Here is a 25,678-nt window from a genome sequence, read left to right as displayed (position 1 = left end):
AGTAGCGCTCTGGTCGGGCAAGATGGAACGACAGAACGCGCGCCCGACCGGTCGCGGATCTGTCGATGGTCTTGCCAACCCTTGACGGTTGCCCATGCCACGGTCCGAACGACCGAGCGTGTTGACATGGACGCTTTCCCGAACGGAAAGCCGGCTACTCCCCAGCGAAGAGCCGTGAGCTTAACATGACTCCTGGGCCGTTCCTGCGCGTTCACGACAGGTTGCGGTACAGTGGGTACGTTATGCCGCAGTTTCCACCGCATGCCAACCCGCTCATGACGGAGGCGCCATGCAGGCAGGCCAGCTTACCCACGCGGCTGCGAAAGACGCAGTCGAACGGCTCTATCGCGCATTTGCCACGCACGATCTCATGCTGCTGCGCGAGGCCGTCACACCGGACTGGGCGTATCTTCCCGAACCGCCCGGAGAGCGTCCAGGTCCCGACCAGATGATTCCCATCTTCGCCGATCTCGCCATTGCGCTGCCCGACATGCGCATCGAGATCCTGGACATGCTGGTGCAGGATGATCGCGTGGGCGTACGCGCCGAAGTGAGCGGCACACAGGCCGGGCCGCTGATGGGCATCGCCGCCACCCGCAAGCCGCTTCGTTTCGCGATTCACTCCTTCCACGAGATACGCGGCGACCGCGTCTCGAAAACCTGGCATCTTGAAGACTGGCTCAGCGTATTCCGCCAGCTCGACGCCGTGCCGTCCGGGATCAGGCCATCGCCCTGAACGTACTTCCGGATTGATGCTCAGGCGCGCCGCGCCTTGCCTTTCGCGCCGCGCGAGGCGGTCTGCCGCACCACATGTTCGACACACAAGCCGACGAGCGTCGCGTCCAGGCGCTCCAGCGCGCGAGCGGCTTCGCGGAGCGCGGCGGCATCGGTGCCGAAGGAATCGGAGAACAGCCACTCGCGCTGCCGGGCGGCTTCGCGCGTCGCCTGCACGGCTTCGCTCAATTCCGGCATGCGCGCAAAGCCCGCCGCGCGCGCCTTCTTTTCCAGACAGGCCACCAGTTGGTCCAGCGGCGCGGGCTCCACGCTCTCCACGAATAACGAGAGAAAGCGCAACACGCTGCCCTGCAAGCGCCGATGCGCATCGACGAGATCCCGAAGCGGCTCGGCGCGTTCGCGATCGCGCGCGGCCTGCACGGTAATGATGCTGGCGCCCAGGCTGGAATCGGCCGGGGCGGACGTGGCGGGTGATCGTGATCGTGTGCGGGTCAACATGGTAGCCAGTGACAGGTTCTTTGCGTCGAATGCAATGCGCTATGTATTTTGAAATATAACGCATCCGTCTTCGACACGGCATTCCGACCGTTCGGCCCAATCAAAAGCAGGGCTTCCGGAGGTCTACCGTTTCGTGCGTTTGCCTGGCGACGCCACGCCTTGATTTCGCGCGCAACCAGCGTCTATAGTTTTCTACGCACGCTCCCACACGTTCCCGCAGCTTCGCCAAACAAGGCCTTCGCGGCCTCTTCCTGTCCCTTCCGCAGAACGTGCGTGCACCGGCCAGACGCCCGCCGCCGACGCGCATTCCCATCGAACCATCACAACGCCGCGTCCCTCCGGTTCGCATCCGCCCAACTAATTCGATATCGGCAACGGTTCGGGGTATCGCTTCGATATTTCTCGCGTCCTTCCTCATCATGAAACTCGTCCACAAGTTCGGCGCGCTCACGCTGCCCCTGTTGCTCGCGGCGTGCGGCGGCGGCTCGGACAGCGCCGGCCCCGCCGCGGTCAGCGATGCCGCGCGCCCGGTCATTCCCGCGCCGCTCACGTACCCGAGTGCCCGCGACATCGCCTACGGCATCAACGGCCACAACAACACCGGCGCGTACGCCCTTTCGAGCCCGGCGCTGCAACGGTCGCAATTGCGCGATCTCAACGTGAAGATGTACCGCATCGAGGTGCGCGATGCGCCAGGCGCCCGAACCCTCGCCAACGTCGCCAGGACGATGGCCGCCAGCGGCATCACCGTGTATCCGGTCATCCTGCTCGAACTCAATTTCGCCGGCGAGAGCGATGCCTACAGCGCCGCGTATTCCATCGCCCGGCAGATCGTCGCGGTGCAGCGCTACGCGTACTACGAAGTGACCAACGAACTCGCGGCGCAATGTCTCGTCGGCTGGGTGGACGGCGTGCGCAGCACCGACTTCGACAACACGCGCTTCCAGATTGCACGCGGCGTGGTGCGCGGGTTGATCGCGGGGATCAAGTCGCTGGATCCGCTGGGCAAGATCGTGATCGGCGGCAACACCTGGATGCACTATGGCTTCGATGTCATGCTCGCGAACGGCACGCAGCCCGACGGCACGACCGGTCATCCGAAAGTCACCTGGGACGTGACGGCCTGGCACTGGTATTCCGAGCAAGGCGATATCACCCACGCGTGCGGCGGCACGGGCTGCTACAACGTGATCGGCACCTTGAAGAGTTTCGGCAAGCCGGTGTGGATCAACGAAGTCGGTATCCGGCCGAGCTTTCCGGGCACCCAGCAACAGGCCGCCGATTACCTGTCGGTCAACATGCTGGGCGCGCTCAAGTCGATCTCCACGCAATACGGCATCACGTCACTGCAGGTCTACGAACTCTACGACGACCCCAGCGGCGGCGAAGGCCCGTACGGCATCATGCTGAACGACGGCAAGACGCCCAAGCCGGCCTACAGCGCGTTCAAGTCGTTCGTCGCGGCGCATCCGGCGCCGTGAGATCGCGCGCTCACTTCGCCAGCAGCCCGAACACGCCGACGCCGCTCTTCGTGCCCACATAGACCTTGCCGTTCGCGACGGTCGGCGTGATGAATTTGTTGCCCTGACCAAACTGGTCGCGTCCACTGGTGTCGCCGCTGTTGTAGAGCTGGGTCGCCAGGTTGCTTGCGTCGTAGGCGCGCAGCCCGGCGATGGTGCCGTTCTCCGCAGCCCACAGGATGCCGTTCGTGGCGCCATTGGCGGAAATGCTCGGCGTCGCGCCCGGCGCGCCGAAGGTGTTCGCGGTCTTGCTGGTGGGCGTCGCGGACAACGCAGCGTTCGATACCGCGAACGCCTTGATGCTGTCGCCGATCGAACCGAAGTACACCGTGTTGTTGAAGTAGGCCGGCCCGGCGAACATCGGCCCCGTGATCTGCCCGACGAGTTCCTGATAGATGTGGTCGGCGTTCGAATCGAACTTGCCCATCGACAGGCGGTTGACCACGTAGATGGTCGAGTTCTTGCCCGCGCCCACCGCAAGATGCTGGACGGTGCCGTTTGCATCGGTGAAATCGGGCAACACCATCGCGCCGCCCGAGCCGAGATCCTCGTCTTCGTTCGACTCCTGCACCGTGTTCGACGCCTGGAAGTAATCCTGCACCCGCAGCGGATTTGGGTCGATGCGCAGGAAGCCATTGCCATAGTTGCCGTTGATCGGCATTTCCTGGGCGTTTTGCGTCGGGTCGAAGGTGCCGTTGGCATCGAGCAGATAGATGCCCTGCCCGTCCGATGCCGGCCCCGCGCCGCTCATCCAGATCGCGCCCATCTGGCCGTTCGGCGTCAGGTTGAGCACGCTTGCCTGCTGGAGCGTGTCGGCGTTGTAGCCGATGACCCAGCCGGTGTACGGCATGAAATCGCAGTGCGAAGTCCAGGACGTGTACACGACGCCGTTCAACAGCAGCAACGCGGCCCGTTCGGCGTACTGGCCCGGCGTGAACGGCACCTGGCCGTTCTGGCTGCCCGCGCCGTTGCCCGGATAGCTCGCGGTGATTTCGGTCGGACCGTTGAAGAGCTCGGCGCCCGTGGTGACGTCGAGCGCGTGGATGCGCTGGTGATAGCCGCCCGACCCGTCCTTCGACATGCCGATCAAGTACATCACGCCATGCGGGCCGCGCGAACGGTCGATGACCGGCGTCGCCGTGACGCCGATGTTCGGCGTGATCTGAGCGCAGCCGTGGTCGTCGCTGGGCGACTCGCCGTTGCCGAGCGTCGAGACTTTCCAGAGCACGGCGCCGCTGTCGGCATCGAAGGCATAGACGTTCGCGTTCTCGGTCGCGACGTACAGCACATTGCGCGTGCCGCCCGCGATCGGCACGCCGGCCAGAAAGAGCGGCTGGGCATCGACGGCGCCGTCCACGTTGAACACGCCCACCTTGCCGAACGTCACCGTATTGACGTTCGACGGCGTCAGGACGGTTTCGGCCAGTTGCTGGCCGGTTCGGGCGATGTCGTTGTGCCAGGTGGTGACGTCCATCGGATGACTGACGGCGGTGGTCGAGCCGTTGCCGTTGCCGTTGCTGCCGGAAGGACTGGAAGCGCCCGAGGCGCCTGATGCACCTGATGCACTCGATGCCCCCGCTGGGCTCGATGCCCCCGAAGCCGCTCCGCCGCCCGCCGCGGATGAGGAGGCGTCCCCGCCGGAGCCGCCCCCGCTGCATGCGCCGATGATGATCGCGAGCAGCGTGACGCCGATAGCAGCGGCACAGGCAGGAACGAGCGCTTTCATGTGCAACTCCTCGACGGAGAGACGGGACGACCTGGAACCATCGCGCCGACACTTCAACGCGACGGCGATCCGTCTAATCAGCTTACGAAATGCCCACACGGATGCGGTTTTATGAAAGCGTTTTATTGCACCGCATCAAAGTATGCTAACCTAGGGTTATTACCTAGTTAGTTACCCCTAGTATGGAGTCCGCCATGGGAATCATCGCCGCCACCCCGATCGCCCTCGTTTCCTTCCTCGCCGCCAAGCTTCGCGCAGCCACGCGCGACGCGCTTCATACCCGCGCCAAGGTCAGCGCGCTGATGGCCGAAGCCTACCGGCGCGCGCAGTAATCTCGCGCCCCAACCGTCATTGCAGCGTGTAGGCAATGACGTAATCGCCGGCCTTGGTGCCGAGCGAGCCATGTCCGCCTGCGGTCACGAGCAAATACTGCTTGCCGCTGGCGTCTGCATAGCTCATCGGCGTCGACTGTCCGCCCGCCGGCAAGCGCGCTTCCCACAGCTTCCGGCCGTCGTGGACGTCGTAGGCGCGCACGTATTGATCGAGCGTGCCGGTCAGGAACGCAACGCCGCCCGCCGTCACGATCGTTCCGCCCAGACTCGGCACGCCGAGCGGCATCGGAATGGGCAAGGGCGCGCTGTCGACAATCGTGCCGTTCTTGTGCTGCCACGCAATCTTGTTCGTGCGCAGATCGACGCCCGCCATGTAACCCCACGGCGGCGCCTGGCAGGGAATGCCGAGCGGCGAAAGAAACGGGTTGATCTCGAAGCCGAACGGCGTACCGCGCGCCAGCTTGATGCCGCTGGTCTCGCTGACCACGCCGTCGCTCTTGCCTTCCGGGATCTTCTCGCGCGGAATCAGCTTCGACACGAACGCCATATAGTCCGGATTCGCGATCAGGATCTGCCGCACCGGATCGACTGAGATGCCGCCCCAGTCGAACACGCCGAAGTTGCCGGGGAACACCAGCGTGCCCTGCTCCGACGGCGGCGTGAACGGCCCGTCATAGCGCAGGCTCTTGAACTTGATACGGCACCAGAGCTGATCGAACGGCGTCGTGCCCCACATGTCCGCCTCCCGGATGCGCGGCGGATTGAAGTTGAGCGCGGAAACCGCCTGCGTCGGCGATGTATGGTCGCCCTTGGCCGCGCCCTGCGGCACGGGCACTTCATTGATCGGCACGATCGGCTGGCCGGTCTCGCGATTCAGCACGTAGATGCTGCCCTGCTTCGTCGACGCGATGATCGCCGGCTGCGTGCCCTGCGCCGTCTGCAGGTCGACGAGCGTCGGCTGCCCGCCCACGTCCATGTCCCACAGGTCGTGATGCGTGAACTGATAGTTCCAGCGCAGCTTGCCGGTCGCGCCGTCCAGCGCGACGAGTCCCGCACCGAACTTCTCCGCCTGCGGCGTGCGTTGGCCGCCCCATTGATCCGGCGTCTGGTTGCCCATTGGCAGGTAGATCATGCCGCGCTTCTCGTCGACGCTGAACATCGACCACATGTTCGGCGAATTGCGGACGTAGGTGCCGCCCGCGGCGATCGGCTCGGTGGCGTCCGGATTGCCCGGATCCCAGTTCCAGACGAGATGGCCGTCGTTCACGTCGAACGCGCGGATCACGCCGGAAGGTTCGTTGTTCGATTCGTTGTCGGTCACGTGGCCGCCGACGATCACGAGGTTGTGGAACAGCGCCGGCGGCGAAGTCGAGTAATAGCCGCCCGGCGTGAACGGGCCGACGTTGGCGCGCAGATCGATCGCGCCGTCCTTGCCGAAGCTCGCGCAGGGCTTGCCGGTGTCGGCGTCGAGGGCGATCAGGCGGGCGTCGGCGGTGGGCAGGAACAGGCGGCGCGGGCACTCGGCAAGCGCGGTGGTTTGTGCGGGCGTTGTTACGGGTGCGGGTGCGGCGGGTACTGATGCTGCGGCGGCATCGGCTGGAGCGGAAGCGGCCACATCCAAAGGAGCTGATGCGGCGGCGTCTGAAGGCGCGGAAGCGGCCGCATCGGAAGGAGCAGCAGCCGCATGCATTGCCGGATCGTAATAAGCGACGCCCCGGCAAGTCATATGCTCCCAATGCTTGAAGCCGACCGGGCTCTGGATCTGCGGATCGAAGCGCCATTTTTCCTTGCCCGACGTGGCATCCAGCGCGATCACCTTGCTATGCGGCGTACACAGGAAAATCGTGTCGCCTACCTTGATCGGCGTGTTCTCGTCGGTGGTCTCGGTGGGATCGCCGGAACCGGGCATGTCGCCGGTGCGATAGGTCCAGGCCACTTTCAGCTGATGCGCGTTCTCCGGCGTGATCTGCGTCAGCGGCACATAACGCTGCGCGAGCGGCGAGCCGCCGTAATCGGTCCAGTCGCCCGGCTTGCGTCCGGTGCCGGCGTTCGTGTCGGGTTGATTGGCATCGGCGGCGGCTTCCACGTCGATGCGTCCGGACAGGTCGTGCGGATCGCGGAAATACGTGCCGGCGCCGAGCAGCGACGTGAGAATGATCGCCGCCGCCAGCGGCGTACGCGCGGCCCGCGCGGTGGAAGGCGGCCCAAACATGGCCCCGCGATGCACGAACGGAATCAGCAGCCAGATAGCGAGCACGAGCCAGACCCACAGGCGCGGCATCAGTTGCCAGAAATCGAAATGCACTTCGAAGACGGCCCACAGCGTCGAGCCGAACAGCACGAGCGCGAACAGCAGGAGCGCCGAGCGGCGCCGGATCAGCAGCAGCAATCCGGTCAGGACGATGGCCACGCCCGTGACCACGTAGTACCACGAGCCTTTCACCGCCACGAGGTAAGCGCCGCCGATCCCCAGCAGCACGCCGATGACGACGAACACGATGGCCGTGAAGAACGTGAGCGAATGAAGTCTTCCGTTGCCAGCCATGCTGGACTCCCTCAGTGACGATGAATGGCGAGACACGGCCGGCGGGCGGTCGTGGTTCGGACGCTGTCGCGTCGTCGTCAGGAGCAATCAACGTGCCGTTTCGGCGGATGAAAGCGCGCCATGGATAAAGCTTTACAGGTGACTTACGATAAAAGTCAGCGTGGTCGCGGCCAGAGTCCGCCGGGCGGCAACGCCGCGACCGCACCGGCGGCAAACGCCGCCTTCAGGTCGGCGCGTTCGGTGAAGCGCGGCGCTTCCAGCCACATCAGGAACTCTTCGCCCCAGTTGCCCCAGGCGTTTTCGTCGAAGTCGAAGTCCTCGTCGAGGCGGCCGTGGTCGCGCAGATAGGCGCCCACCACCTGGGTCCCGTTCCAGTACGCGACGGCGACGTCGGTCAGATCGGCGGTCACGCCGCGCGGCAGATCGCGCAGCATCATCGCGACATGCGCCTTGAACGACTTGAATTCGATGGGTCTCATCGCCTGCTCCGCGTCAAAAAGATGCGTGATGGAAGACTGCTTCAGCTCACTTCCTTCAGGCGTGCTGCTCAACGGAACACGCCCTTGTTCAGATCCTTCTCGAACGCAGCGGTCCAGTTCGTGCCGTGTCCGATGCGATATTCGCGCTCCTTGAGCGTGGAGCGCCGCGTGATGGTGACGAGCCCTTGTAACGGATACACGTCATCGACGACATCGTTCTGACCGCCCTCCTGCACGAGGAAATCCTGCTCGTCGAGCCGATGGCGCGTCAGGATGGCCAGAAACTCCGCTCTTTCGTCCGGTGCGATCACTGACATGAGGGCCTCCATGATCGAACGCCGCCTGCCGGGCCGGCCGCCTTCGCATGCAGGCATCCGGGCCGGCCTGCTTCATTCAAAGTAGCACACGGGAAAAAGAACGGCGGCGCGTATCTTGCAACCAGCGCGGCACGGCGCACGCGCGCCGGTGTTCTTGAAAGGAGACGCATGACGATGAAACGCTCATCCCTGACGATCTGCGCCGGCGCGCTGATGGCGCTTACGGTCAGCCTGTCCGCCCGCGCCGACGACGCCGTCTGTGGCACGCTCGAAAGCGCGACCGGCGGACAGGACGCACCGATCACCCTGCGCGAGGGCGAAAGCGTGAACTTCTGGCGCAGCGGCGCGGTGCGGCATGGCGCGCTGCATGTCTACAAGGAAGGGGAGGTGTATCGCGTGTACTGGCAGCCGGAGGGAAGCGGCGACGTCTACGTACTCGCGAACGAAGGCACGAACAGCGTGCGGCTCATCCTGACGCCGACACGCGGGACGAAAGTGGACACGGGACCGGGCAGCCTGCCGCCGCAGAAAGTACTGTCCTGTCCCGCGATGTAGCGCCGGGGAGGAGACTTACTTGGCCGCCAGCACCTTGCCGATCGCATCGGCGACGATCTGCACGTTGCTGTCGTTCAGGCCCGCGACGCACATGCGACCCGAACGCAGGATATACACGCCGAATTCCTCCTTGAGGCGGTCCGCCTGTTCCGCCACGAGTCCGGTGTAGGTGAACATGCCGCGCTGCTTGATGTAACGCGTCAGCATTTCGCCTCGAACGTGGTCCTTGAGGCCGTCATGGATAGCCTGACGCATGCGCGCGATGCGCTGGCACATCGACGCCAGCTCGTCCTGCCACGACTGCCTGAGTTCCGGCGTGTTCAACACCTGCGTCACGATCTTCGCGCCGTGCGTCGGCGGATTGCTGTAGTTCGAACGCACCGCGCTCGTCAGCTGGCCGAGCACGCGGTCGGCGGCGGCGGAGTCGTCGCAGATCACGTGCAGGCCGCCGCAGCGCTCGCCGTACAGCGAGAAGTTCTTCGAGAACGAATTGGCGACGAAGCCCGGAACGCCACGGCGCGCGAGTTCGCGCACGGCAAAGGCGTCTTCATCCAGGCCGGAACCGAAGCCCTGATAGGCCATGTCGACGAAGGGCAGCAGATCGCGCTTCTGCAATACGTCGATGATCCTGAGCCACTGGCTGTCGTCGAGGTCGACGCCCGTCGGGTTGTGGCAGCACGCGTGCAGCAGCACGACGCTTTTTGCCGGCAGCTTGTCGATGGCGGCGAGCATGGCGTCGAACAGCAGGCCGCCGCTGGCCTCGTCGTAGTACGGGTAGGTGTTCACTTCGAAGCCCGCGCGCTCGAAGATGAAGCGGTGGTTTTCCCACGTCGGGTCGCTCACCCAGACCTTCGACTGCGGGAAATAGCGCTTGATGAAGTCCGCGCCCACTTTCAGCGCGCCCGAGCCGCCAAGCGTCTGCACGCTGGCGATGCGGCCGGCGGCGCGCGCCGGGTTGTCGTTGCCGAACACGAGCGCCTGCACGGCGTCGCGGTAATGGGCAAAACCGGCCATCGGCAGGTAGGGCTTGGGACCGAGATCCTTCAGGATCGACAGTTCCGCCTCGCGCACCGCCTTCATGACGGGCAGACGGCCTTCGTCGTCGAAGTAGATGCCGATGCTCAGGTTGACCTTGCTGGTGCGCGGGTCCTTCTGGAAGTTTTCGTTCAGCGACAGGATGGGGTCGCCGGGATAGGCATCGATGTGTTCGAACATGGTGAGCGTGTCAGGACGAGAGATCAGCGAGGGTTGGGACGATTGACGCGCAGTGCGTGACCGCCTGATGAGTCTTTATGGTTCCGAGATAGTAGCCGATTCCGCCCGTTATCCGCCTCGCGGATTCCCCCAAAGCGCGCGCCACGCCGCAATATTTACCGCACGCCTCTTGCGACCCCAAAAATTTGGGTCATTTCGCCCACCTGCCGCCGCGCCCTTTCGTGTAAAAAGTGTTGTTTTTTTGAGCGGCCCACCCTTTCCGTCCAGCACGCTCGTGCTGTCAGTCTGAAAAAGAAGCCACGAAAAATTCGCGATGTTTTTGCCCGATGGCCGCAAAGCCTTGCTGGGCGGACCTGCTGCAACTTCAGCGAGGCATCGGTTACGGGCCACAAAATGATTTGAGGCCGGAATCAGGTGTTGTTCGGAGGATTGCTTTTCGAGCAGCGGCGGGAGAATCGCATCATCCACTCACGGGGGTCGACATGTTTCAGACGATGGAAGGTAACGCAAGGCCGCATCGCACGGCTGAAGTGCTTGCAGGGAACAGTCAGCAGAACGTGTCGGCGACGCAAGCCGAGTTGTTGAAAGAGCTGCAGTCGGTGTCGGACAACATCATGCGCCTGGCGGGCACGCTGCGCGCCGCGCCGGACGCCGCAAGCGACGACGCCATCACCCTCACCGAGCAACACGCGATCGCGGAACAGCTGATCGGCCGTCTTCTGACGATGCCGGCCTCGCAGGCTTGAGTTTGAGACAAGACGGCTAAAGCGCGCGGGACGGACTGGACCTCAGGACCGCCGCCCGCGTCGACGGACCGCACAGGCAGCACGAAGAAGCATCAGGAAGAACGACATGAACTACTTGACGATCATTGCAGCTGTCTGGGCCATCAGCGCACTCTGTGCGGTGCTGTTCATCCGGGGCGCCACCCGGCGCGATCAACAACCGGTGCGCGTGCGTGCGGCGGAACGCAAATCCGGCGCCAAGCCCAAGGATTTCGGCCACACGGTCTGACCCACCCGACCGCAACGCCTTTGCCCGACACCGGCGCGGCCTGATTGACCGCCACGCCGGACACGTTTCAGAAGCCATTCTTCCCGAGCCTCACTTCCCCGCGCCGATCGCGGAAACAGCGGCTCGCAATCCCAGCAGATAGCTGTCCACGCCGAAGCCGGAGATCTGCCCCTTCGCGATCTCCGCGAACACCGACTTGTGGCGAAACTCCTCGCGCGCATGCACGTGCGACATGTGCACCTCGATGACCGGCACCGTCAGAATGGCGAGCGCATCGCGGATCGCATAGCTGTAATGCGTCCACGCGCCCGCGTTGATGACGATGGCATCGACCTTTTCCTCGAAGGCTCGATGAATGCGCGAACACATCTCGCCTTCGATGTTCGTCTGATAGCCCTCCACGTCCACACCCAGTTCCTTGCCAAGCGCGCTCATTTCGGAATCGATCTGCGCGAGCGTCGCCGTGCCGTACTGCTTCGGGTCGCGCTTGCCGAACATGTTGAGATTGACGCCGTGCAGCGTCAGGATTTTTGCCATGACTTGTCCTCGATGGGATGGGAAATTCAGACGGTCTCGACGATTCTGCCGCTGCGCGCGGCCTCGACGATGGCCTCGGTGATCCGCAGATTCTGCAGTCCGTCGCGCGCGCTGACAATAGGCTCAGCTTCGCCGCGCACCACTCGCCCGAAATGTTCCATCTGCAATGCGAGCGGATCGGCGCGCTGCATCGTCACGATTTCCTCGTCGAAGGGCTTCCACCAAGAGCGGTCGGCGGGGGTGGCGTAGGACTTGAGGCGCATCGTCGGGACCGAAAGCGAGCCGAACGTGCCGGCGATCACGTAGCAGTCTTCGTCGGGATAAGTCGAGTAGGCCGGATTCTCCTGCGACGTCTGCTCCCAGCTGCGCGGGCACGCGGCCGTGTCAGACAGCATGAAGGTGCCGAGTGCGCCGCTGGCGAAGCGCAGGTTGATCGCGACAGTATCCTCGACGGCAAAACCGCGGGTCGCGTGCGAAGCGAACGCCTGTACCGCGACGATATCGCCGCACAGCATCCGCAGGTTGTGGATCTCGTGGATCATGTTGAGCAGGATCGGACCGCCGCCCGGCTCGCGCCGCCATGGCGCGCCGGCGTAGTACTCGTCGGGCTTGAAGAACACGGCGCTGCCCATCACCGCGACCAGCGGCCCGAGCCGCCCTTCCTCGATCACCTGCTTCGCGCGCGCCATGATCGGACTATGCGCGCGATGATGCCCGATCAGCATCCTCGCGCCCGAGCGCTCCACGTCATCGACGAGCGCCTGCGCCTCGGCGACCGTCGGCGCGATGGGCTTTTCCAGCAAAACCGGCACGCCCGCCGCCAGGCATGTGCGCGCCTGCTCCACATGAAGCTGATTGGGCGTCGCGAGCACGATGCCATCGGGACGGTCTTCAACGAGCAGTTGATCGAGCGTCGCGTAGAGCGGCACCTGCGCCTGCGCCGCGATGGCCTCGGCGGCGGGCGCCGGATCGACGATCGCGGCGAGCGTGCAGGTCGCACTGTGCTGCGCCACGCCCATGTGCGCCTGACCGATATACCCCGCGCCCGCCACGGCAATGCGCGTCTTGCCTGCTGCTGGAATCACCGGCGTTCACCTGTGTAATGACAAAGAAAACTCACGAAGCGCGCGCATTCGCCACCGACTCCGCGCGCAGCCGCTCGTATTCGGACTTCTCGACTTCCCGCGCATCGGCCTCGCCGAGCTGGCTGAGCGGAATGCGGTAGGTTTCCCGCGCGCTCCATGCGGCGATGGCCGAGATGATCGTGACGGCCAGCGTGATCGAGCCGATGGTCAGCGGGATGTTGGTCGATCCCGGCGGCGCGACGGTGGCGAACAGCGCGGGCAGCAGCGCCGTGATGGTCGTGCCGACATTCTGCGCAATGGCCATGGCGGACACGCGCGTGCGAGTGGGAAAGAGCTCCGGATAGAAACTCGGGAAGATCGCGTTATAGCCTTGATACACGACGCCCCACATCAGCAGCGACGCGATGATCGCCATGCCGACGCTATGAATGCTGATGGCATACAGATACAGGTACGACAGCAGCCCTGAGGCAATCGCTCCGACGATGATCGGCGGCTTGCGCCCGATCTTGTCGGAAAGATTGCCGACCAGCGGAATGACGATCACGGCGAGGATGTTGCCGACCACCGGAATCCACAGGTACACGCTCTTGTGAAAGCCGACGCCGTACGCCGCCTGCACCGCATACGCCGCGCCGAAGATGGTCGCAACCACCGGAATCACGTTCATCAGCGCCATGCAGACCACGCGGATCATGTCGGCGAGGTTGTAGCGGAAGGCATCGACGATCGGGGAACGCGGCACCGCGCCCCGCTCGCCTTCCTTCTCGAAGGCCGGTGTTTCGTGCACTTCACGCCGGATGATGTAGCCCGCGATCAGCACGACCGCCGAGAGCAGGAACGGGATGCGCCAGCCCCATGAATTGAAGGCGTCCTCCGGCATGTAGTACGCGAGCGGCAGGAACACGGCGGCGGCGAGAATCTGGCCGGCCTGCACGCCCTGCAACGTGAAGCTCGCGAAATAGCCGCGCCGGCCGAACGGCGAGTGTTCGAGAATCATCGAGCTCGCGCCGGAAATCTCGCCCGCCACCGCGAAGCCCTGCACCAGACGCAGGATCACGAGCAGCGCGGGCGCGAGCATGCCGACACTGTGATACGTCGGCAACAGGCCGACGGCCATCGTCGAGAAGCCCATCATGAACATGCACAGCACGAGTACGGTCTTGCGGCCGTGGGTATCGCCGAAATGGCCGAGCACGAAGGCGCCGATGGGCCGCGCGACATAGCCGACGCCATAAGTGGCGAGCGACGCGACGATCGCCACCTTCGGATTCCCGGACGGAAAGAACAGTTGCGGGAAGATCAGCGCCGCAGCCTGCGCATAGATGAAGAAGTCGTAGTATTCGAGCGCCGAGCCGATCCAGCCGCTCGCCGTGGCCTTCCTGGTCTGCTTGCGGTGTTCGGCGTGCGACCCGTCCGGTGCGCCGGATGAGCGTGAATTCGTGTTCATGACGTCTCCTTGTTATCGATCGCCTGACGGCTCTCGGGCCTTCTTCACGACGTTGTCTCTACATCGATATCACAATGCGCCCGGCGCAACCGACCGGCGCGCCGCCGGCCGTCATCCATCATCGTCCGTGAACCGGAAGCTTTCGATGAGGCAAAACCCGCGTCGCGCGTGTTTTGCAGCGCGCGGTCGTCAAACGATCATGCGGAACGGGCACAATGCGCCAGCGACGGCTGAACGGCGGCCGTCGCTCAAGATTTCTGCAGGCACTGCCGTAATTACGTGCACCGGCGGTACTCTCACCGCCGGTGCTGTCATTTCCTCTTCCCGGCGCGCCGGTCCTTTGTATGCAACGTACCCCGTCCCTGATCGATTCGATTCTCGCCACCCCGGCGACAGAGGACGGCACGATCACGCCCGCCATGCGCGCGGCACTGCTGTCGACGCTCGTCGTCGATGTGCGTCCGCTGCTGCTGTCCGGGCTGTCGGGCGCGTTCGTCGCGGTCATCGCCTGCGTGCGGCTCCATGCGCCCTGGACCGTCGCCTGGCTGGCCACCGATGTCCTGCTGCTCGCCGTGCGCCTGGGGATCGTGTGCCGGTATCGCGCCTTGCGCGCCACCGCGCTGGCGCATCCCGCTCCGTGGGCCCGGCGCTATGCGCCGTTCGCGCTCGCGGCATGCTTCGCGCCGGGTCTCGGCACGATGGCGTGCGTCGCGTCCGGCGACGCCGTATTGACCGCCCTCGCGATCATGGTGACAGCCGGCTCGCTCGGCGGCATCGGCTCCCGCAATGCGGGCACGCCGCACCTGGCGCTCGCCCAGGTCAGCTTGGGCGCGGCGCCGATCGGCATCGGCGCGCTGCTGGCGCCAGCCGGCTACGGCATTCTGGTGCCGCCGCTCTTTCTCTATCTCGCTGCAATGTCCGCGGTCGTGCGCCGCCACTATCGCGGTCTCGTCGCGATGATGACCGCCGAACATCGCCATGCCGAGATCGCCGCGCGCTTCGACGCCGCGCTCGCCCACATGCCGCACGGCCTGTGCACGGTGGATCAGGCGGGCAAGGTGATCATCGCGAATCGCCGGGCGGCCGACCTGTTCGGCGTGAGCGACGACACGCTGCGCCTGAACGTGTCGTTGCCGGATTTCATCGGCCAAGTGGGCATTGCGAGGTTCGGCGAGACCTTGCGCCGCGAGTTCGCCACGCGATCTGCGCAATGGCTGAAGGACGGCCACGCACCGCTCGACTTGCCGCTCGGCGATGGCCGCCAGCTCCAGCTGATCCGCAATCCGGTGCCGGACGGCAGCACGGTGATCATCATCGAGGACGTGACGGAGCGCCGCAGGACCGAGGCGAAGATCCTGCACTGGGCGCATCACGATTCGCTGACGGGCCTGCCGAACCGCCGCTATCTGTCCGATCACGCCGAACGCCTGATGACGGGCGGCGCGGGACGCGAGAAAGTCTTCGTCATGTACGTGGATCTGGACGGCTTCAAGCGCATCAACGATGCCTACGGCCACAACGCCGGCGACGAACTGCTGCGCCAGGTCGCCGACCGCCTGCGCAATGCGATGCGGCGCGGCGAACTGGCCGCGCGGCTGGGCGGCGACGAATTCGCGATCGTCGCGACCTTTATCGCGAGCAGCTCCGGCGAGGCCTTCGTGCAGAAGATCTTGCGCGAACTCTCGGAGCCGTATGACCTGACGGACGGGATCGCCGAGCAAGTGGGCGTGAGCGCCGGCATGGCGCTCGCCGGACCGGGCGAGCTGTTCGAAAGCGCCTTGAAGCGCGCCGACGCCGCGCTCTTCGAAGCGAAGACGTGTGCGCGAGGCACGTACCGAATCGCATCGCAGGACGGCGTGCAGGCCGTCACGGGGCTCGAGGAACGCGACCGCTCGCTGTGACGCCGCGGACTGGCCGCACTGCTCGGAGGGCGTGATCCTGAACCGTGCAGATGAGATCGGCGGGCACTGGACCGGCCTCAGGCTCGATGAAGTCCCTCTTTCGCAGCGGCCGGGCAGCGGCAAATCATATGTAGAGGAAGCCGGTACGCGAGTTCAGGTCGTGTCCGGAGCGGCAAGGCGCGCCTCAAGGAAACGCACGAGCGCCCGGACCTTGCTCGACTGCCGCCGGTTCGGCAGATACGCCGCATGGATCACCACGGCCTTCTCGTGCGGACTCGCTTCGTGGCTATCGAACAGCCGCACGAGCCGTCCGGCGCGCACGTCGGCATCCACGAGCCAGGCGGGCAACAGTGCGATGCCGCGTCCGGCGAGCGCGGCTTGAAGCAGCATGTCCAGATTGTTCGACAGCAGGTGCCCCTGCACTTCCACGCGCGTCTCACCGCCTTTCGCACGAAAGGTCCATTCCTGCCGCGCGCGAGGGCCGCCGCCATAGGCGAAACGCAGACATTCATGCTCGGCAAGGTGCGCGGGTGACGCTGGCGTGCCACGCTGCCGGAGATAGCCGCCGCTCGCGACGACGACGCGCGGATTGTCCGCAAGCTTGCGCACGATCAGCGTGCCGTCTCGGTCCGGCACGCCGATGCGCACCGCGACGTCGATACGCTCGGTCACGAGGTCGGCGTAGTGATCCGCGACGACGAGGTCGAGCACCACGCGCGGATGCTCCGCCATGAACGCCGCCAGATGCCCGGCCAGCCGCAGCCGCCCGAAGGTGGACGGCACCGCGACGCGCAACACGCCGACCGGCGCAGCGCCGCTGTCGAAGACGCTTTCGTCGGCTTCGGCGAGATCGTCGAGCAGACGGCCGACCTGGTCCACATAGGCGACGCCGGCGTCGGTCAGGCTCACCTTGCGCGGCGTGCGCGTGAGCAAGGCGGCGCCGAGCGATGCTTCGAGCGCGTCCATCAGCCGCGTCACCGACGACGTGGCGACCCCAAGACGCCGCGCGGCCTTGGCAAACCCGCCTTCGCGGGCCACTTCGAGAAGCGTATTGAGTGCCTGGAGCTTGTCCATTCAGTGCCTTTTTTTCGTTGCATCGCACGCAACGCAAGCTTGCATTCTAGAGTGATTCCGTCACCCGGACGCAACGATTACGCTTCCCATCAAGCTGCGGGCGTCCCAAGCAGGCTGCGCCGCAACACCGTATAGTCGCTCTCTGCCATTCAAGGAATTCTCATGTCGACACCCACATCGACCACGCTCGACGGCACCAAACACATCGAACTCACGCGCGGCCTGATCGCGCTGTTCGCGTTCTGCTGCGGCGCCATCGTCGCGAATCTGTATTACGCGCAGCCCATCACCGAACTCATCGCGCCCGAACTGCACATGGCGGGCGGCACGGCGAGCCTGATCGTCTCGCTCACGCAGATCGGCTATGCGCTCGGCCTCTTCTTCATCGTGCCGCTCGGCGATCTGCTCGAAAACCGCAAGCTGATGATCGCGACCGCGCTCGTCTCCATCGCGAGCCTGACGGCCGCCGTGTTCACCCACACGCCCGGCTGGTTCCTGGTGATTTCGCTGCTGATCGGCTTTTCGTCAGTCGCGGTGCAGATCCTGATTCCGCTCGCGGCGCACCTCGCGCCGGACGAATCGCGCGGCAAGGTGGTCGGCACCATCATGAGCGGACTGCTGCTCGGCATCCTGCTGTCGCGGCCGGTGTCGAGCATCGTCGCGGGCCACTTCGGCTGGCGCGCCATGTTCGCCGGAGCCGCCGTGCTGATGGTCGTCATCACGACCGTCCTGGCGCTCACGATCCCGCGCCGCCAGCCGAATCACCAGGCAACCTACTTCCAGTTGATCGGCTCACTCGGCCATCTCGTCCGCACGATGCCGGTGCTGCGTCATCGCTCGCTGTATCAGGCGCTGATGTTCGCCTCGTTCAGCCTGTTCTGGACCGCGATTCCCATCGAACTCACGCGGCATTACGGGCTTTCGCAGACCGCTATCGGCATCTTCGCGCTGATCGGCGCAATGGGCGCGACCTCGGCGCCGATCGCCGGACGTCTCGCCGATGCCGGCCACACCGTGCGCGCCACCTTCGCCGCGCTGATCCTGGCCGCGCTCGCGTACTTGCCGGTTCTGATTCACCCTGCGTGGGGCGTGGGCGCGCTGGTCGTGACGGGCGTCCTGCTCGACTTCGCGGTGCAGATGAACATGGTGCTCGGCCAGCGCGAGATCTATGCGCTGCATGCCGCGAGCCGCAACCGGCTGAACGCGGTTTACATGACAAGTATCTTCGTGGGCGGGGCATTCGGCTCGGCGTTCGCCAGCCAGATCTACGAGCATGGCGGCTGGCCGCTCGTCGCAGTCTGCGCGACGGTGTTTCCGCTGCTCGCGCTCGTGCATTTCCTGCTGGTCGGGCGGCATCACGCGTCGCACCACTGACGCAGCCCGTCGGGCGTTTAGGGCTTGGGGATGCGGATGCGGCTGATCATCAGCGAACCGGAGATGGCGTAGACCAGCACGAGCGGATGGAGCACGAACCCGCCGATGCGCGCCGAGCCGAACCACATGTTCTCGCCGATCGCGCCCAGCGCCGCTCCGACTGTCAGCAACAGCACGATCAGGAAGGACGTGGGAATGGGCGTGCCTTCGAAATGCGTGACCTTGCCGGCGGCGCCCGACATCTCTTCCGTCGTCACGTTGTAGCGCGCGAGACGTGACACGCCGCACGCCACGAAATACGCCAGGATCACGCGGTCATACAGGCCGCGCATGCCGAAGCCATACGCGATGATCGCCGGCGCGACGCCGAACGAGATCACGTCCGCGAGCGAATCCAGTTCCTTGCCGAGCAGCGACGCCTTCTGACGCCACCGCGCGATGCGTCCGTCGAGCACGTCGAAGACGAGCGCCGCGAACACCAGTGCGCAGGCGAGATAGATGTGCAGGACATCGGAATCGTCGAGATAGGACATCGCCGAGAACAGCGCACCCGTACCGCATACCGCGTTGCCCAGCGTGAACCAGTCGGCCAGGTGGAAATCGCGGATCATCGAGAATCGTTTCATTCGTATTGTTTGTTCGTGGCGTTCGTGGCGTGCGGGACGTTCAGGCAGTGTCCGATGCAGGCGCCGCGTGGCCCGGTGAAAGGCCGTTGGAGTCTATCACTGCGTTCCCGTTCACAGATTGATCGAAGGCGAGCATGCCCCATGCCCGGCAAACCTGTACGTGAACGTACAGGTTTGCGTTATACTGCGAGGCATCGTTTCCTGTCATTCGTCATGTCCACGCCCTCCGCGCTCCTCACCATCCGCGACGCCGCCGAACGCCTGCAAGTCACCCCGCGCACGCTCAAGTACTACGAGGAACGCGGGCTCGTCACGCCGAGCCGCAGTGAAGGACGTTACCGGCTGTACAGCGAAGAGGATCTGGAACGCTTCGCGCGCATCCTGCGGCTGCGTTCACTCGGCTTCTCGTTGCAGGGCATCGTCGAGATGCTCAAGCGGCCGATGGAAACGCTCGGCGAAGGCCGTACCGGTTATTCGAGCGCATCGCTGCGCGAGATCGAGCAGGCGCTGTCGCAGCAGATCGAAGCGGTGGACGCGCGCATCGCGGGCGTGCGGCGCGAGTTGAAGGAAGCGCAGGCGGTGCGCAAGGATCTCGCCGACGACCTCGACTACCTGCGGCGGCGCATCGCGGGCGAAAGCAAGGAAGCGCTGTTGCAGGAGCGGCTGGCCGCGCGCAAGCCGCGCAAACCCGCGAGCGCGGGAGACGATGACGCATGAGCTCGGCATCGTTCGGCTTGCCGGGAAGGATCGCGGAGAGGCTGCGGACGGATTCCTTCGCGTGGGCCATTGCGCTGGCAACGGGCCTCGACTACTTTGACAACGCCGTCTTCTCGTTCTTCACGAGCACCATCGCGGGCGGCATCAACGCTTCGTCCGATGAACTCGTCTGGGCCTCCAGCGCGTATGCGGTCGCGTCGGTGCTCGGCATCCTGCAGCAGCAATGGTGGATCGAACGGATCGGCAACCGTCGATACATCGCCGGCTGTCTGCTGCTGTTCGCAGCGGGCGCGGTCGCGGCCACGTTCGCCGAGTCCGCGCTCGAACTGGCGCTCGTGCGCGGCTTCCAGGGTTATTTCATCGGCCCGATGATGAGCGCCGCGCGCATCCTGATCCAGACGCGCTTCACGCCGCAACTGCGCCCGCCCGCGACGCGCCGTTTCCTCAACATGATCCTGCTCGGCACCGCGCTCGCGCCGCTGTGCGGCGGCTATCTCGTCGCGTGGCTCGGCTGGCGCGCGCTGTTCACCTGCATGGCAATCGGCGGCGCCACGCTCGCGCTGCTCGCTTTCCTCGCCGTGCCTTCGACCGGCCGCGTACAGCCCGAAGAACGCGGCGACACCCATTTCTGGCCTTACATCATCTTCGCGTTCGCGCAGGGCGCGTTGCAGATCGTCATGCAGCAAGTGCGCTTCGAGTTGTTCAGCGGCTCGCCCGAACTCATCGTGCTGACGGCCTCCGGCGTGCTCGCGCTCGGCTGGTTCGTCTGGCATCAGTGGCATCATCCGCGTCCGCTGCTGCGCCTTCAGGCCTTGCGCGAGAAGACGTTTCAAGTGGGCATCGTGCTGTACATCGGGTTCTACTACATCAACAACGCGATGAGCTTCCTCGTCTCGCGTCTGCTGGAAGGCGGGCTGCGTTATCCGGTGGAGAACGCGGGGCGGCTAGTCGGACTGACCTCGATGGTGTCGCTCGGCATGGCCGTAATCTACTTTCGCTATTCCGCGCGCATCAAGCACAAGAAGTGGCTCATCATGACCGGCTTCCTGATGGCCGCGTTCATCGGCGCGTGGATGGTCAGCCTGCCGCCCGACGTCAGCATGGGCTGGCTCATCGCCCCGATGATCCTGCGCGGCATGCTGCTGCTCTTCATCGCGCTGCCGGTCGCGAATCTCACCTTCCGCGTCTTCGCGATCGAGGAATACAGCCACAGCTATCGCTTCAAGAACATTGTCAAGCAGCTGACCTACTCGTTCTCCACCGCGACCATCATCATTCTCGAACAACATCGCGTGGCGCTGCATCAGACGCGGCTTGTCGAAACGATCAATCCGTACAACCCGGTCTTCGAGAATGCCTATCGAAGCCTGCTCGGCGGCTTCCTGAACAGCGGGCACAGTGCGTCCGAGGCCAGCAGTCTCGCGCTGGGCGAGATCAGCCGCCTCGTTGCGCAGCAAGCCAACTTCCTGAGTTCGCTCGATGGCTTCTACTATCTGATCGGCGTCGCGCTCGTCGCCGGGGCGGTGGCGGCCTGGCAGAAACGTATCGACTGAACCGGTTGCCGCGCAGGGCACCGAAGTATGATGTCCGCACGATCAACTTCCTGCCCTCGCCCCATGCTCCCGTCTGGTGACTCGTACGAAGCCGTCGCAGCGCAGTTCGAATGGCGCATCCCCGCGCGCTACAACATCGCGCAGGACGTCTGCGACAAATGGGCGGACGGCTCCGGCCGCCTGGCGCTGATCGTCGAAGCCGCTGATCACTCGCAGCAGCGCTATAGCTTCGATGACCTCAAGCGTCTTTCCAACCGCTTCGCCAACGCGATGAAGGCGCGGGGCGTCGAACGCGGCGACCGCGTCGCCATCTTCGTGCGGCAGTCGGTGGAAGCCGCCATTGCGCATGTCGCGGCGTACCGGATGGGCTGCATCGCCGTGCCGCTGTTCGCGCTGTTCGGCATGGACGCCATTGAATTCCGCCTCGGGCATTCGGGCGCGAAGGCCGTCATCACGGATGCCGAAGGCGCCGCGAAGATTGCGCAGATCCGCGCCGCCTTGCCTGATCTGCATCATGTGTTCTGTGCCGAATCGGACTTCTGGCCGGCGATCGAGGCCGCATCCGATGAACCGGCTTTAGTCGATACCGCCGCCGACGATCCCGCCGTCATCATCTATACCTCCGGCACGACCGGCAAGCCGAAGGGCGCGCTGCACGGGCATCGCATCTTGCCGGGCCATCTGCCGGGCGTGGAGATGTCGCAGCAATGCTTTCCCCTCGACGCCACGTTGTTCTGGACGCCCGCCGACTGGGCATGGATCGGCGGTCTGTTCGACGTGCTGATGCCTTCGTGGCATCACGGCGTGCCGGTACTGGCGCGCCGCTTCGACAAGTTCGACGGCGCCGCCGCGTATGACCTGCTCACGCGGCATCAGGTGAGCCACACCTTCCTGCCGCCTACCGCGCTGAAGATGATGCGCGCGACGCCCGGTGCGAAGCCTGACGGTCTGGCGCTGCGTTCGGTGGCGAGCGGCGGGGAATCGCTTGGCGAGGAACTGCTGTCGTGGGGACGCGCGATGCTCGGCGTCACCATCAACGAGTTCTATGGACAGACCGAATGCAACATGGTGCTGTCATCGTGCGCGCGCTGGTTCGAGCCGCGCAGCGGCGCGATTGGCCGGGCGGTGCCGGGGCATCGCGTGGCCGTGGTCGATGATCACGGCGTACCGGTGCCCGACGGCACGCCGGGTCATATCGCCATTGAGAGGCCGGATCCGGTGATGTTCCTCGGCTACTGGCAGGACGAAGCCGCGACCGCGCAGAAGTTTCGCGGCGAGTTCCTGCTGACCGGCGATCTCGGCACCCTCGAAGACGGCTTCTTCCGCTTCCTCGGCCGCGACGACGACGTCATCACGAGCGCCGGTTACCGCATCGGGCCGGGACCGATCGAGGATTGTCTGATCCGGCATCCGGCGGTGCGCTTTGCGGCGGTCATCGGCGTGCCGGATGCGCGGCGCACGGAGATCGTGTGCGCGGTGGTCGTGCTCAACGAGGGCTTCGAACCCGGCGAAGCACTCGTGCGCGAATTGCAGGACCACGTGCGCACGCGGCTCGCCGCGCATGAATATCCGCGTGAAGTGCGCTTCGCCGCCGAACTGCCGATGACCGCGACAGGAAAGATCATCCGCAAGTCGTTGCGGGCGCAGTTCACGGCGGGCGAAGGCTAAGCGGCTTCCCGCAACATCTCCGCAACCGCCCTTAACGCAAGCAGATACCCCTGCGGCCCCAACCCGCAGATCACCCCGCGCGCCGCCAGCGAAACAAGCGAATGCCGATACTGCTCGTCGCGCTGATGGATATTCGTGATGTGCACTTCGATCACGGGCTTGCGGATGAGCTTGATGGCATCGAGCACGGGAATCGACGAGAAGGAGAAGCCGGCCGGATTGATGATCACGGCGGCGTCCTTCTCGAAGGCTTCCTGCAGCCAGTCCACCATGACGCCTTCGTGATTGGTCTGGCGAAACTCGCAGACAAGACCGAGTTCACCCGCGAGCGCTTCGGTGCGCGCCTGCACTTGCGCGAGCGTCGTGGTGCCGTAGAGATGCGGCTCGCGCTTGCCGAGCATGTTCAGGTTCGAGCCGTTCAGGACATGGACAGTGGGATTCATCAGCTTCGTCAGTTCAGTGTGATTGCAGGGAAGAAGGCGAGGACGCACCCGCGACTTCCGCCGCGGAGTCGGTACGGTTCATGTCGATGCCCAGCGTTTCCGGCGCGGTCAGGATCATCGCGAGCGAAATCAGGTTGAACACGACGCACACCGCCACCACGCCCCAGGGCGAGCCGTTGCAGACCGCGAAGAGCCACACCGCGAGCACGGGCATCGGGCCGCCGGCAACGAGATTCGCGCCCGTGTAAGCCAGCGCGGAGCCCGAATAACGCACGTTGGTCGGAAAGGCTTCGGCGAAGGCCACCGGCTGGATGCCGCTCTGGAACTGCGTGAAGCCGAGGAAGAAGCCCATGGCGAGCAGCATCGGCAGGAAGCTCTTCGTGTCGAGAATCTGGAAGTACACGAACAGCATCAGCAGCGTGGCCGTCGAGCCGATGGCCAGCGCACGCCGCCTGCCGATCCGGTCGCTCAGCATGCCGCCCGCGAGCGCTCCGACGATCGCGCAGACGTTCGCGCCCATCAGCAGCAGGAAGCCGGTCTGCTTCGGCACGCCGAGCGTCTTGGTCACATAGCTCAGCGAGAACACGACGATCAGATAGAAGATCGCCGCCGGCCCGCAGAAGAACAGCATCCAGCGCAACACGGTGCGCCAGTGCAGGCGCAAGGCATCGCGCAACGGGCTGCCGACGTCCGCCACGTCGGTCTTCGAGAGCGCCACGAACGCAGGCGTCTCCGCCACGCGCAGCCGGATATACACGCCGACCACCACCAGCACGAAGCTCAGGATGAACGGAATGCGCCAGCCGTAGCTGTCGAAGGCCTCCGCCGACATCGTCGATGACAGGCCGAGCAGCACGCCGTTCGCCATGATCTGACTCAGCGGCGAGCACAGGCCGAGCAGGCCCGAGTACTTGCCGCGTGCATCCGGACTGGCGTGTTCGATCGCCATCAGTTGCGCGCCAGTCGATTCGCCGCCGAGCGCGAAGCCTTGCAAAATACGCAGAATCACCAGCAACAGCGGCGCCCATACGCCGATGCTCGCGTAGGTCGGCAGGAAGCCCATCAGCATCGACGCAAGGCCCATCACCGTAACAGTGCCGAGCATCAGATTGCGGCGGCCGAGCTTGTCGCCCAGGTGTCCGCAGATGATCGCGCCGAGCGGACGCGCCGCGAGCCCGACGCCGAACGTCGCGAGCGAGGCGAGCAGCGCGGAGGTCGCGTCCATCGACGGAAAGAACAGCTTCGGCAGGACGGTCGCGGCCAGTGCGCCGTACAGTGTGAAGTCGAACCATTCGAGCGCCGTGCCGATGGCGGCGGCCGTGACGGCGCGTGTACGCATCGACTGATGCGCTGGTGTTGGCGGTTGAGTCGCGGCTTGCATAGGTGTGTGTCCCCTCTCCATTTATCGCCGTGAAATCCGGCATGGCGCACAGATTATCAGCAGCGCTGGGACATCGTTCCAGGGTGGAATTTCATCCCGCCATATGCAATCATGCGGCTCTTCAAAGCCCGACCCAGCAAGAGGAAGCAATGCCCGGCGTCACCGAAAGAACCATGGCGGTCCTCGAATTTCTCGCGACGCAAATGGAAGGCACACCGCTCGCGATGATCTCCGACCAGCTCGAGATTCCGCGCAGCGCGTGTCATCGGCTGCTGGTGGATCTGAAGCAATGCGGCTATGTCCGCCAGCTGCGCGAGCACGGCGACTACGTGCTCACCACGCGGCTCGTCGGTCTCGGGCTGAGCTATCTGGCGACGTCCGGCATCGTCGATATCGCGCAGAGCATGCTCGATCGCCTCGCCGAACAATCGGGTGAACTGGTGCGGCTGGCCATCGTGGACGGCGACCGCCTCACGTGGGTCGCGAAGGCGCAAGGCGCGCTCAAGGGCCTGCGCTACGACCCGGACATGGGCATGGACACCATCCTCTCGTGCAGCGCGACCGGCCACGCCTGGATGATGACGATGAGCGACGAACGCGCGCTCGAACTCGTGTCGCGCCAGGGCTTCGGCACGCCGAAGCAGTACGGGCCGCGCGCCCCGACCACCGTGACCGGCCTGCTCGAATTCGTGCATGCGGCCCGCACGCGCGGCTACGCGACCATCAACGAGGTCTTCGCGCCGGGCATGACGGCAATGGCCGCGCCGGTGCAGCGGCGCGGCCATCGGGCGATCGGCGTCATCAGCATCGCGGGGCCGCTGATCCGGCTCACCGAGAAACGCATGGCCACGCTCGGCCCCACCTTGCTCGCCGCAGCGAACGAACTGGCGGCGGCCAGTCTCGCCTCGCCGCTGTTCAGCAACACGCGCTGAA

Annotated in this window: 25 protein-coding genes and 1 riboswitch; of the genes, 12 read left to right on the top strand and 13 right to left on the bottom strand. The window is 65.0% G+C overall.

Features of this window, described 5'->3' with window-relative positions:
- Nucleotides 1-7 precede the first annotated feature (7 nt).
- Nucleotides 8-175, bottom strand: a riboswitch (yybP-ykoY riboswitch).
- A 114-nt stretch (nt 176-289) separates the two neighbouring features.
- A complete protein-coding gene (locus QCE62_RS21930; protein ID WP_309923155.1) occupies nt 290-736 on the top strand; it encodes an ester cyclase in 447 nt (148 codons plus the stop codon).
- Nucleotides 737-756: 20 nt separating this feature from the next.
- Here QCE62_RS21930 and QCE62_RS21925 read toward each other — a convergent pair whose 3' ends face one another.
- A complete protein-coding gene (locus tag QCE62_RS21925) occupies nt 757-1,233 on the bottom strand; it encodes a hypothetical protein (protein ID WP_309923153.1) in 477 nt (158 codons plus the stop codon).
- Between the two features lie 419 nt (nt 1,234-1,652).
- On the opposite strand from QCE62_RS21925, the gene QCE62_RS21920 reads away from it, so the two are divergent.
- The gene (locus tag QCE62_RS21920) at nt 1,653-2,714 is read left to right on the top strand and encodes a lipopolysaccharide biosynthesis protein (RefSeq protein WP_309923151.1); all 1,062 of its coding nucleotides are present in this window, start codon (nt 1,653-1,655) and stop codon (nt 2,712-2,714) included.
- A 10-nt stretch (nt 2,715-2,724) separates the two neighbouring features.
- Here QCE62_RS21920 and QCE62_RS21915 read toward each other — a convergent pair whose 3' ends face one another.
- A complete protein-coding gene (locus QCE62_RS21915) occupies nt 2,725-4,479 on the bottom strand; it encodes a PQQ-binding-like beta-propeller repeat protein (RefSeq protein ID WP_309923149.1) in 1,755 nt (584 codons plus the stop codon).
- A gap of 194 nt (nt 4,480-4,673) precedes the next feature.
- Between QCE62_RS21915 and QCE62_RS21910 the strand changes: the two genes are divergently transcribed.
- Nucleotides 4,674-4,811: a hypothetical protein gene (locus tag QCE62_RS21910; protein ID WP_309923147.1), complete on the top strand. Its 138-nt coding sequence runs from the start codon at nt 4,674-4,676 to the stop codon at nt 4,809-4,811.
- 16 nt (nt 4,812-4,827) lie between these two features.
- On the opposite strand, the gene QCE62_RS21905 is transcribed toward QCE62_RS21910, so the two are convergent.
- The 3 genes from QCE62_RS21905 to QCE62_RS21895 form a co-directional block, all read right to left on the bottom strand.
- A complete protein-coding gene (locus QCE62_RS21905; protein WP_309923146.1) occupies nt 4,828-7,356 on the bottom strand; it encodes a glucose/quinate/shikimate family membrane-bound PQQ-dependent dehydrogenase in 2,529 nt (842 codons plus the stop codon).
- A gap of 155 nt (nt 7,357-7,511) precedes the next feature.
- On the bottom strand, nt 7,512-7,835 hold the full coding sequence (locus tag QCE62_RS21900; RefSeq protein ID WP_309923144.1) for a hypothetical protein: 324 nt from the start codon (nt 7,833-7,835) through the stop codon (nt 7,512-7,514).
- A 68-nt stretch (nt 7,836-7,903) separates the two neighbouring features.
- Entirely contained in the window at nt 7,904-8,152 is a 249-nt protein-coding gene (locus QCE62_RS21895; protein WP_309818267.1) for a hypothetical protein, read from the bottom strand.
- A gap of 174 nt (nt 8,153-8,326) precedes the next feature.
- Here QCE62_RS21895 and QCE62_RS21890 point away from each other — a divergent pair, with 174 nt between their 5' ends.
- On the top strand, nt 8,327-8,707 hold the full coding sequence (locus QCE62_RS21890; protein ID WP_309923142.1) for a hypothetical protein: 381 nt from the start codon (nt 8,327-8,329) through the stop codon (nt 8,705-8,707).
- Nucleotides 8,708-8,722: 15 nt separating this feature from the next.
- Here the strand turns inward: QCE62_RS21890 and QCE62_RS21885 are convergent, their stop codons facing one another.
- On the bottom strand, nt 8,723-9,922 hold the full coding sequence (locus QCE62_RS21885; protein ID WP_309923140.1) for an amino acid aminotransferase: 1,200 nt from the start codon (nt 9,920-9,922) through the stop codon (nt 8,723-8,725).
- Between the two features lie 326 nt (nt 9,923-10,248).
- Between QCE62_RS21885 and QCE62_RS21880 the strand changes: the two genes are divergently transcribed.
- Both QCE62_RS21880 and QCE62_RS21875 read left to right on the top strand, forming a co-directional pair.
- Complete coding sequence (locus tag QCE62_RS21880; protein WP_309923138.1) at nt 10,249-10,668, top strand: hypothetical protein; 420 nt, start codon at nt 10,249-10,251, stop codon at nt 10,666-10,668.
- A 106-nt stretch (nt 10,669-10,774) separates the two neighbouring features.
- Nucleotides 10,775-10,936 (top strand): hypothetical protein, encoded by a 162-nt coding sequence (locus tag QCE62_RS21875; protein WP_309923136.1) that lies wholly within the window; start codon nt 10,775-10,777, stop codon nt 10,934-10,936.
- A 90-nt stretch (nt 10,937-11,026) separates the two neighbouring features.
- Here the strand turns inward: QCE62_RS21875 and aroQ are convergent, their stop codons facing one another.
- The 3 genes from aroQ to QCE62_RS21860 are packed head-to-tail and all read right to left on the bottom strand — an operon-like array spanning nt 11,027 to nt 14,008.
- Complete coding sequence (gene aroQ, locus QCE62_RS21870; RefSeq protein WP_309923135.1) at nt 11,027-11,473, bottom strand: type II 3-dehydroquinate dehydratase; 447 nt, start codon at nt 11,471-11,473, stop codon at nt 11,027-11,029.
- Nucleotides 11,474-11,499: 26 nt separating this feature from the next.
- Nucleotides 11,500-12,558, bottom strand: coding sequence for a Gfo/Idh/MocA family protein (locus QCE62_RS21865; protein WP_409017894.1), 1,059 nt, complete (start codon nt 12,556-12,558; stop codon nt 11,500-11,502).
- A gap of 31 nt (nt 12,559-12,589) precedes the next feature.
- Nucleotides 12,590-14,008, bottom strand: coding sequence for an MFS transporter (locus QCE62_RS21860; protein WP_309923133.1), 1,419 nt, complete (start codon nt 14,006-14,008; stop codon nt 12,590-12,592).
- Nucleotides 14,009-14,352: 344 nt separating this feature from the next.
- Between QCE62_RS21860 and QCE62_RS21855 the strand changes: the two genes are divergently transcribed.
- Nucleotides 14,353-15,909, top strand: a complete 1,557-nt coding sequence (locus QCE62_RS21855) for a diguanylate cyclase domain-containing protein (RefSeq protein WP_309923131.1) — start codon at nt 14,353-14,355, stop codon at nt 15,907-15,909.
- A gap of 153 nt (nt 15,910-16,062) precedes the next feature.
- Here the strand turns inward: QCE62_RS21855 and QCE62_RS21850 are convergent, their stop codons facing one another.
- Entirely contained in the window at nt 16,063-16,983 is a 921-nt protein-coding gene (locus tag QCE62_RS21850; protein WP_309923129.1) for a LysR family transcriptional regulator, read from the bottom strand.
- Nucleotides 16,984-17,145: 162 nt separating this feature from the next.
- Between QCE62_RS21850 and QCE62_RS21845 the strand changes: the two genes are divergently transcribed.
- Entirely contained in the window at nt 17,146-18,357 is a 1,212-nt protein-coding gene (locus QCE62_RS21845) for an MFS transporter (protein WP_309923126.1), read from the top strand.
- A gap of 17 nt (nt 18,358-18,374) precedes the next feature.
- On the opposite strand, the gene pssA is transcribed toward QCE62_RS21845, so the two are convergent.
- Complete coding sequence (pssA, locus tag QCE62_RS21840) at nt 18,375-18,983, bottom strand: CDP-diacylglycerol--serine O-phosphatidyltransferase (protein ID WP_309818240.1); 609 nt, start codon at nt 18,981-18,983, stop codon at nt 18,375-18,377.
- Between the two features lie 213 nt (nt 18,984-19,196).
- On the opposite strand from pssA, the gene QCE62_RS21835 reads away from it, so the two are divergent.
- The 3 genes from QCE62_RS21835 to QCE62_RS21825 all read left to right on the top strand — a co-directional run bounded on the left by QCE62_RS21835 (nt 19,197) and on the right by QCE62_RS21825 (nt 22,921).
- Entirely contained in the window at nt 19,197-19,700 is a 504-nt protein-coding gene (locus QCE62_RS21835; RefSeq protein ID WP_309923124.1) for a MerR family transcriptional regulator, read from the top strand.
- Nucleotides 19,697-21,253, top strand: a complete 1,557-nt coding sequence (locus tag QCE62_RS21830) for an MFS transporter (RefSeq protein WP_309923123.1) — start codon at nt 19,697-19,699, stop codon at nt 21,251-21,253. Before QCE62_RS21835 ends, QCE62_RS21830 begins: the two co-directional genes overlap by 4 nt.
- A 63-nt stretch (nt 21,254-21,316) precedes the next feature.
- A complete protein-coding gene (locus QCE62_RS21825) occupies nt 21,317-22,921 on the top strand; it encodes an acyl-CoA synthetase (RefSeq protein ID WP_309923121.1) in 1,605 nt (534 codons plus the stop codon).
- On the opposite strand, the gene QCE62_RS21820 is transcribed toward QCE62_RS21825, so the two are convergent.
- Nucleotides 22,918-23,364: a type II 3-dehydroquinate dehydratase gene (locus QCE62_RS21820; protein WP_309923118.1), complete on the bottom strand. Its 447-nt coding sequence runs from the start codon at nt 23,362-23,364 to the stop codon at nt 22,918-22,920. The two genes, QCE62_RS21825 and QCE62_RS21820, sit on opposite strands and share 4 nt — an antisense overlap.
- A gap of 13 nt (nt 23,365-23,377) precedes the next feature.
- On the bottom strand, nt 23,378-24,703 hold the full coding sequence (locus QCE62_RS21815) for an MFS transporter (RefSeq protein WP_309923117.1): 1,326 nt from the start codon (nt 24,701-24,703) through the stop codon (nt 23,378-23,380).
- Nucleotides 24,704-24,894: 191 nt separating this feature from the next.
- Here QCE62_RS21815 and QCE62_RS21810 point away from each other — a divergent pair, with 191 nt between their 5' ends.
- Complete coding sequence (locus QCE62_RS21810) at nt 24,895-25,677, top strand: IclR family transcriptional regulator (protein ID WP_309923114.1); 783 nt, start codon at nt 24,895-24,897, stop codon at nt 25,675-25,677.
- Nucleotide 25,678 lies beyond the last annotated feature (1 nt).

The sequence above is a fragment of the Caballeronia sp. LZ033 genome (assembly GCF_031451265.1).
Taxonomy (GTDB): Bacteria; Pseudomonadota; Gammaproteobacteria; order Burkholderiales; family Burkholderiaceae; genus Caballeronia.
This window is presented reverse-complemented; position numbering and strand designations above follow the sequence as displayed.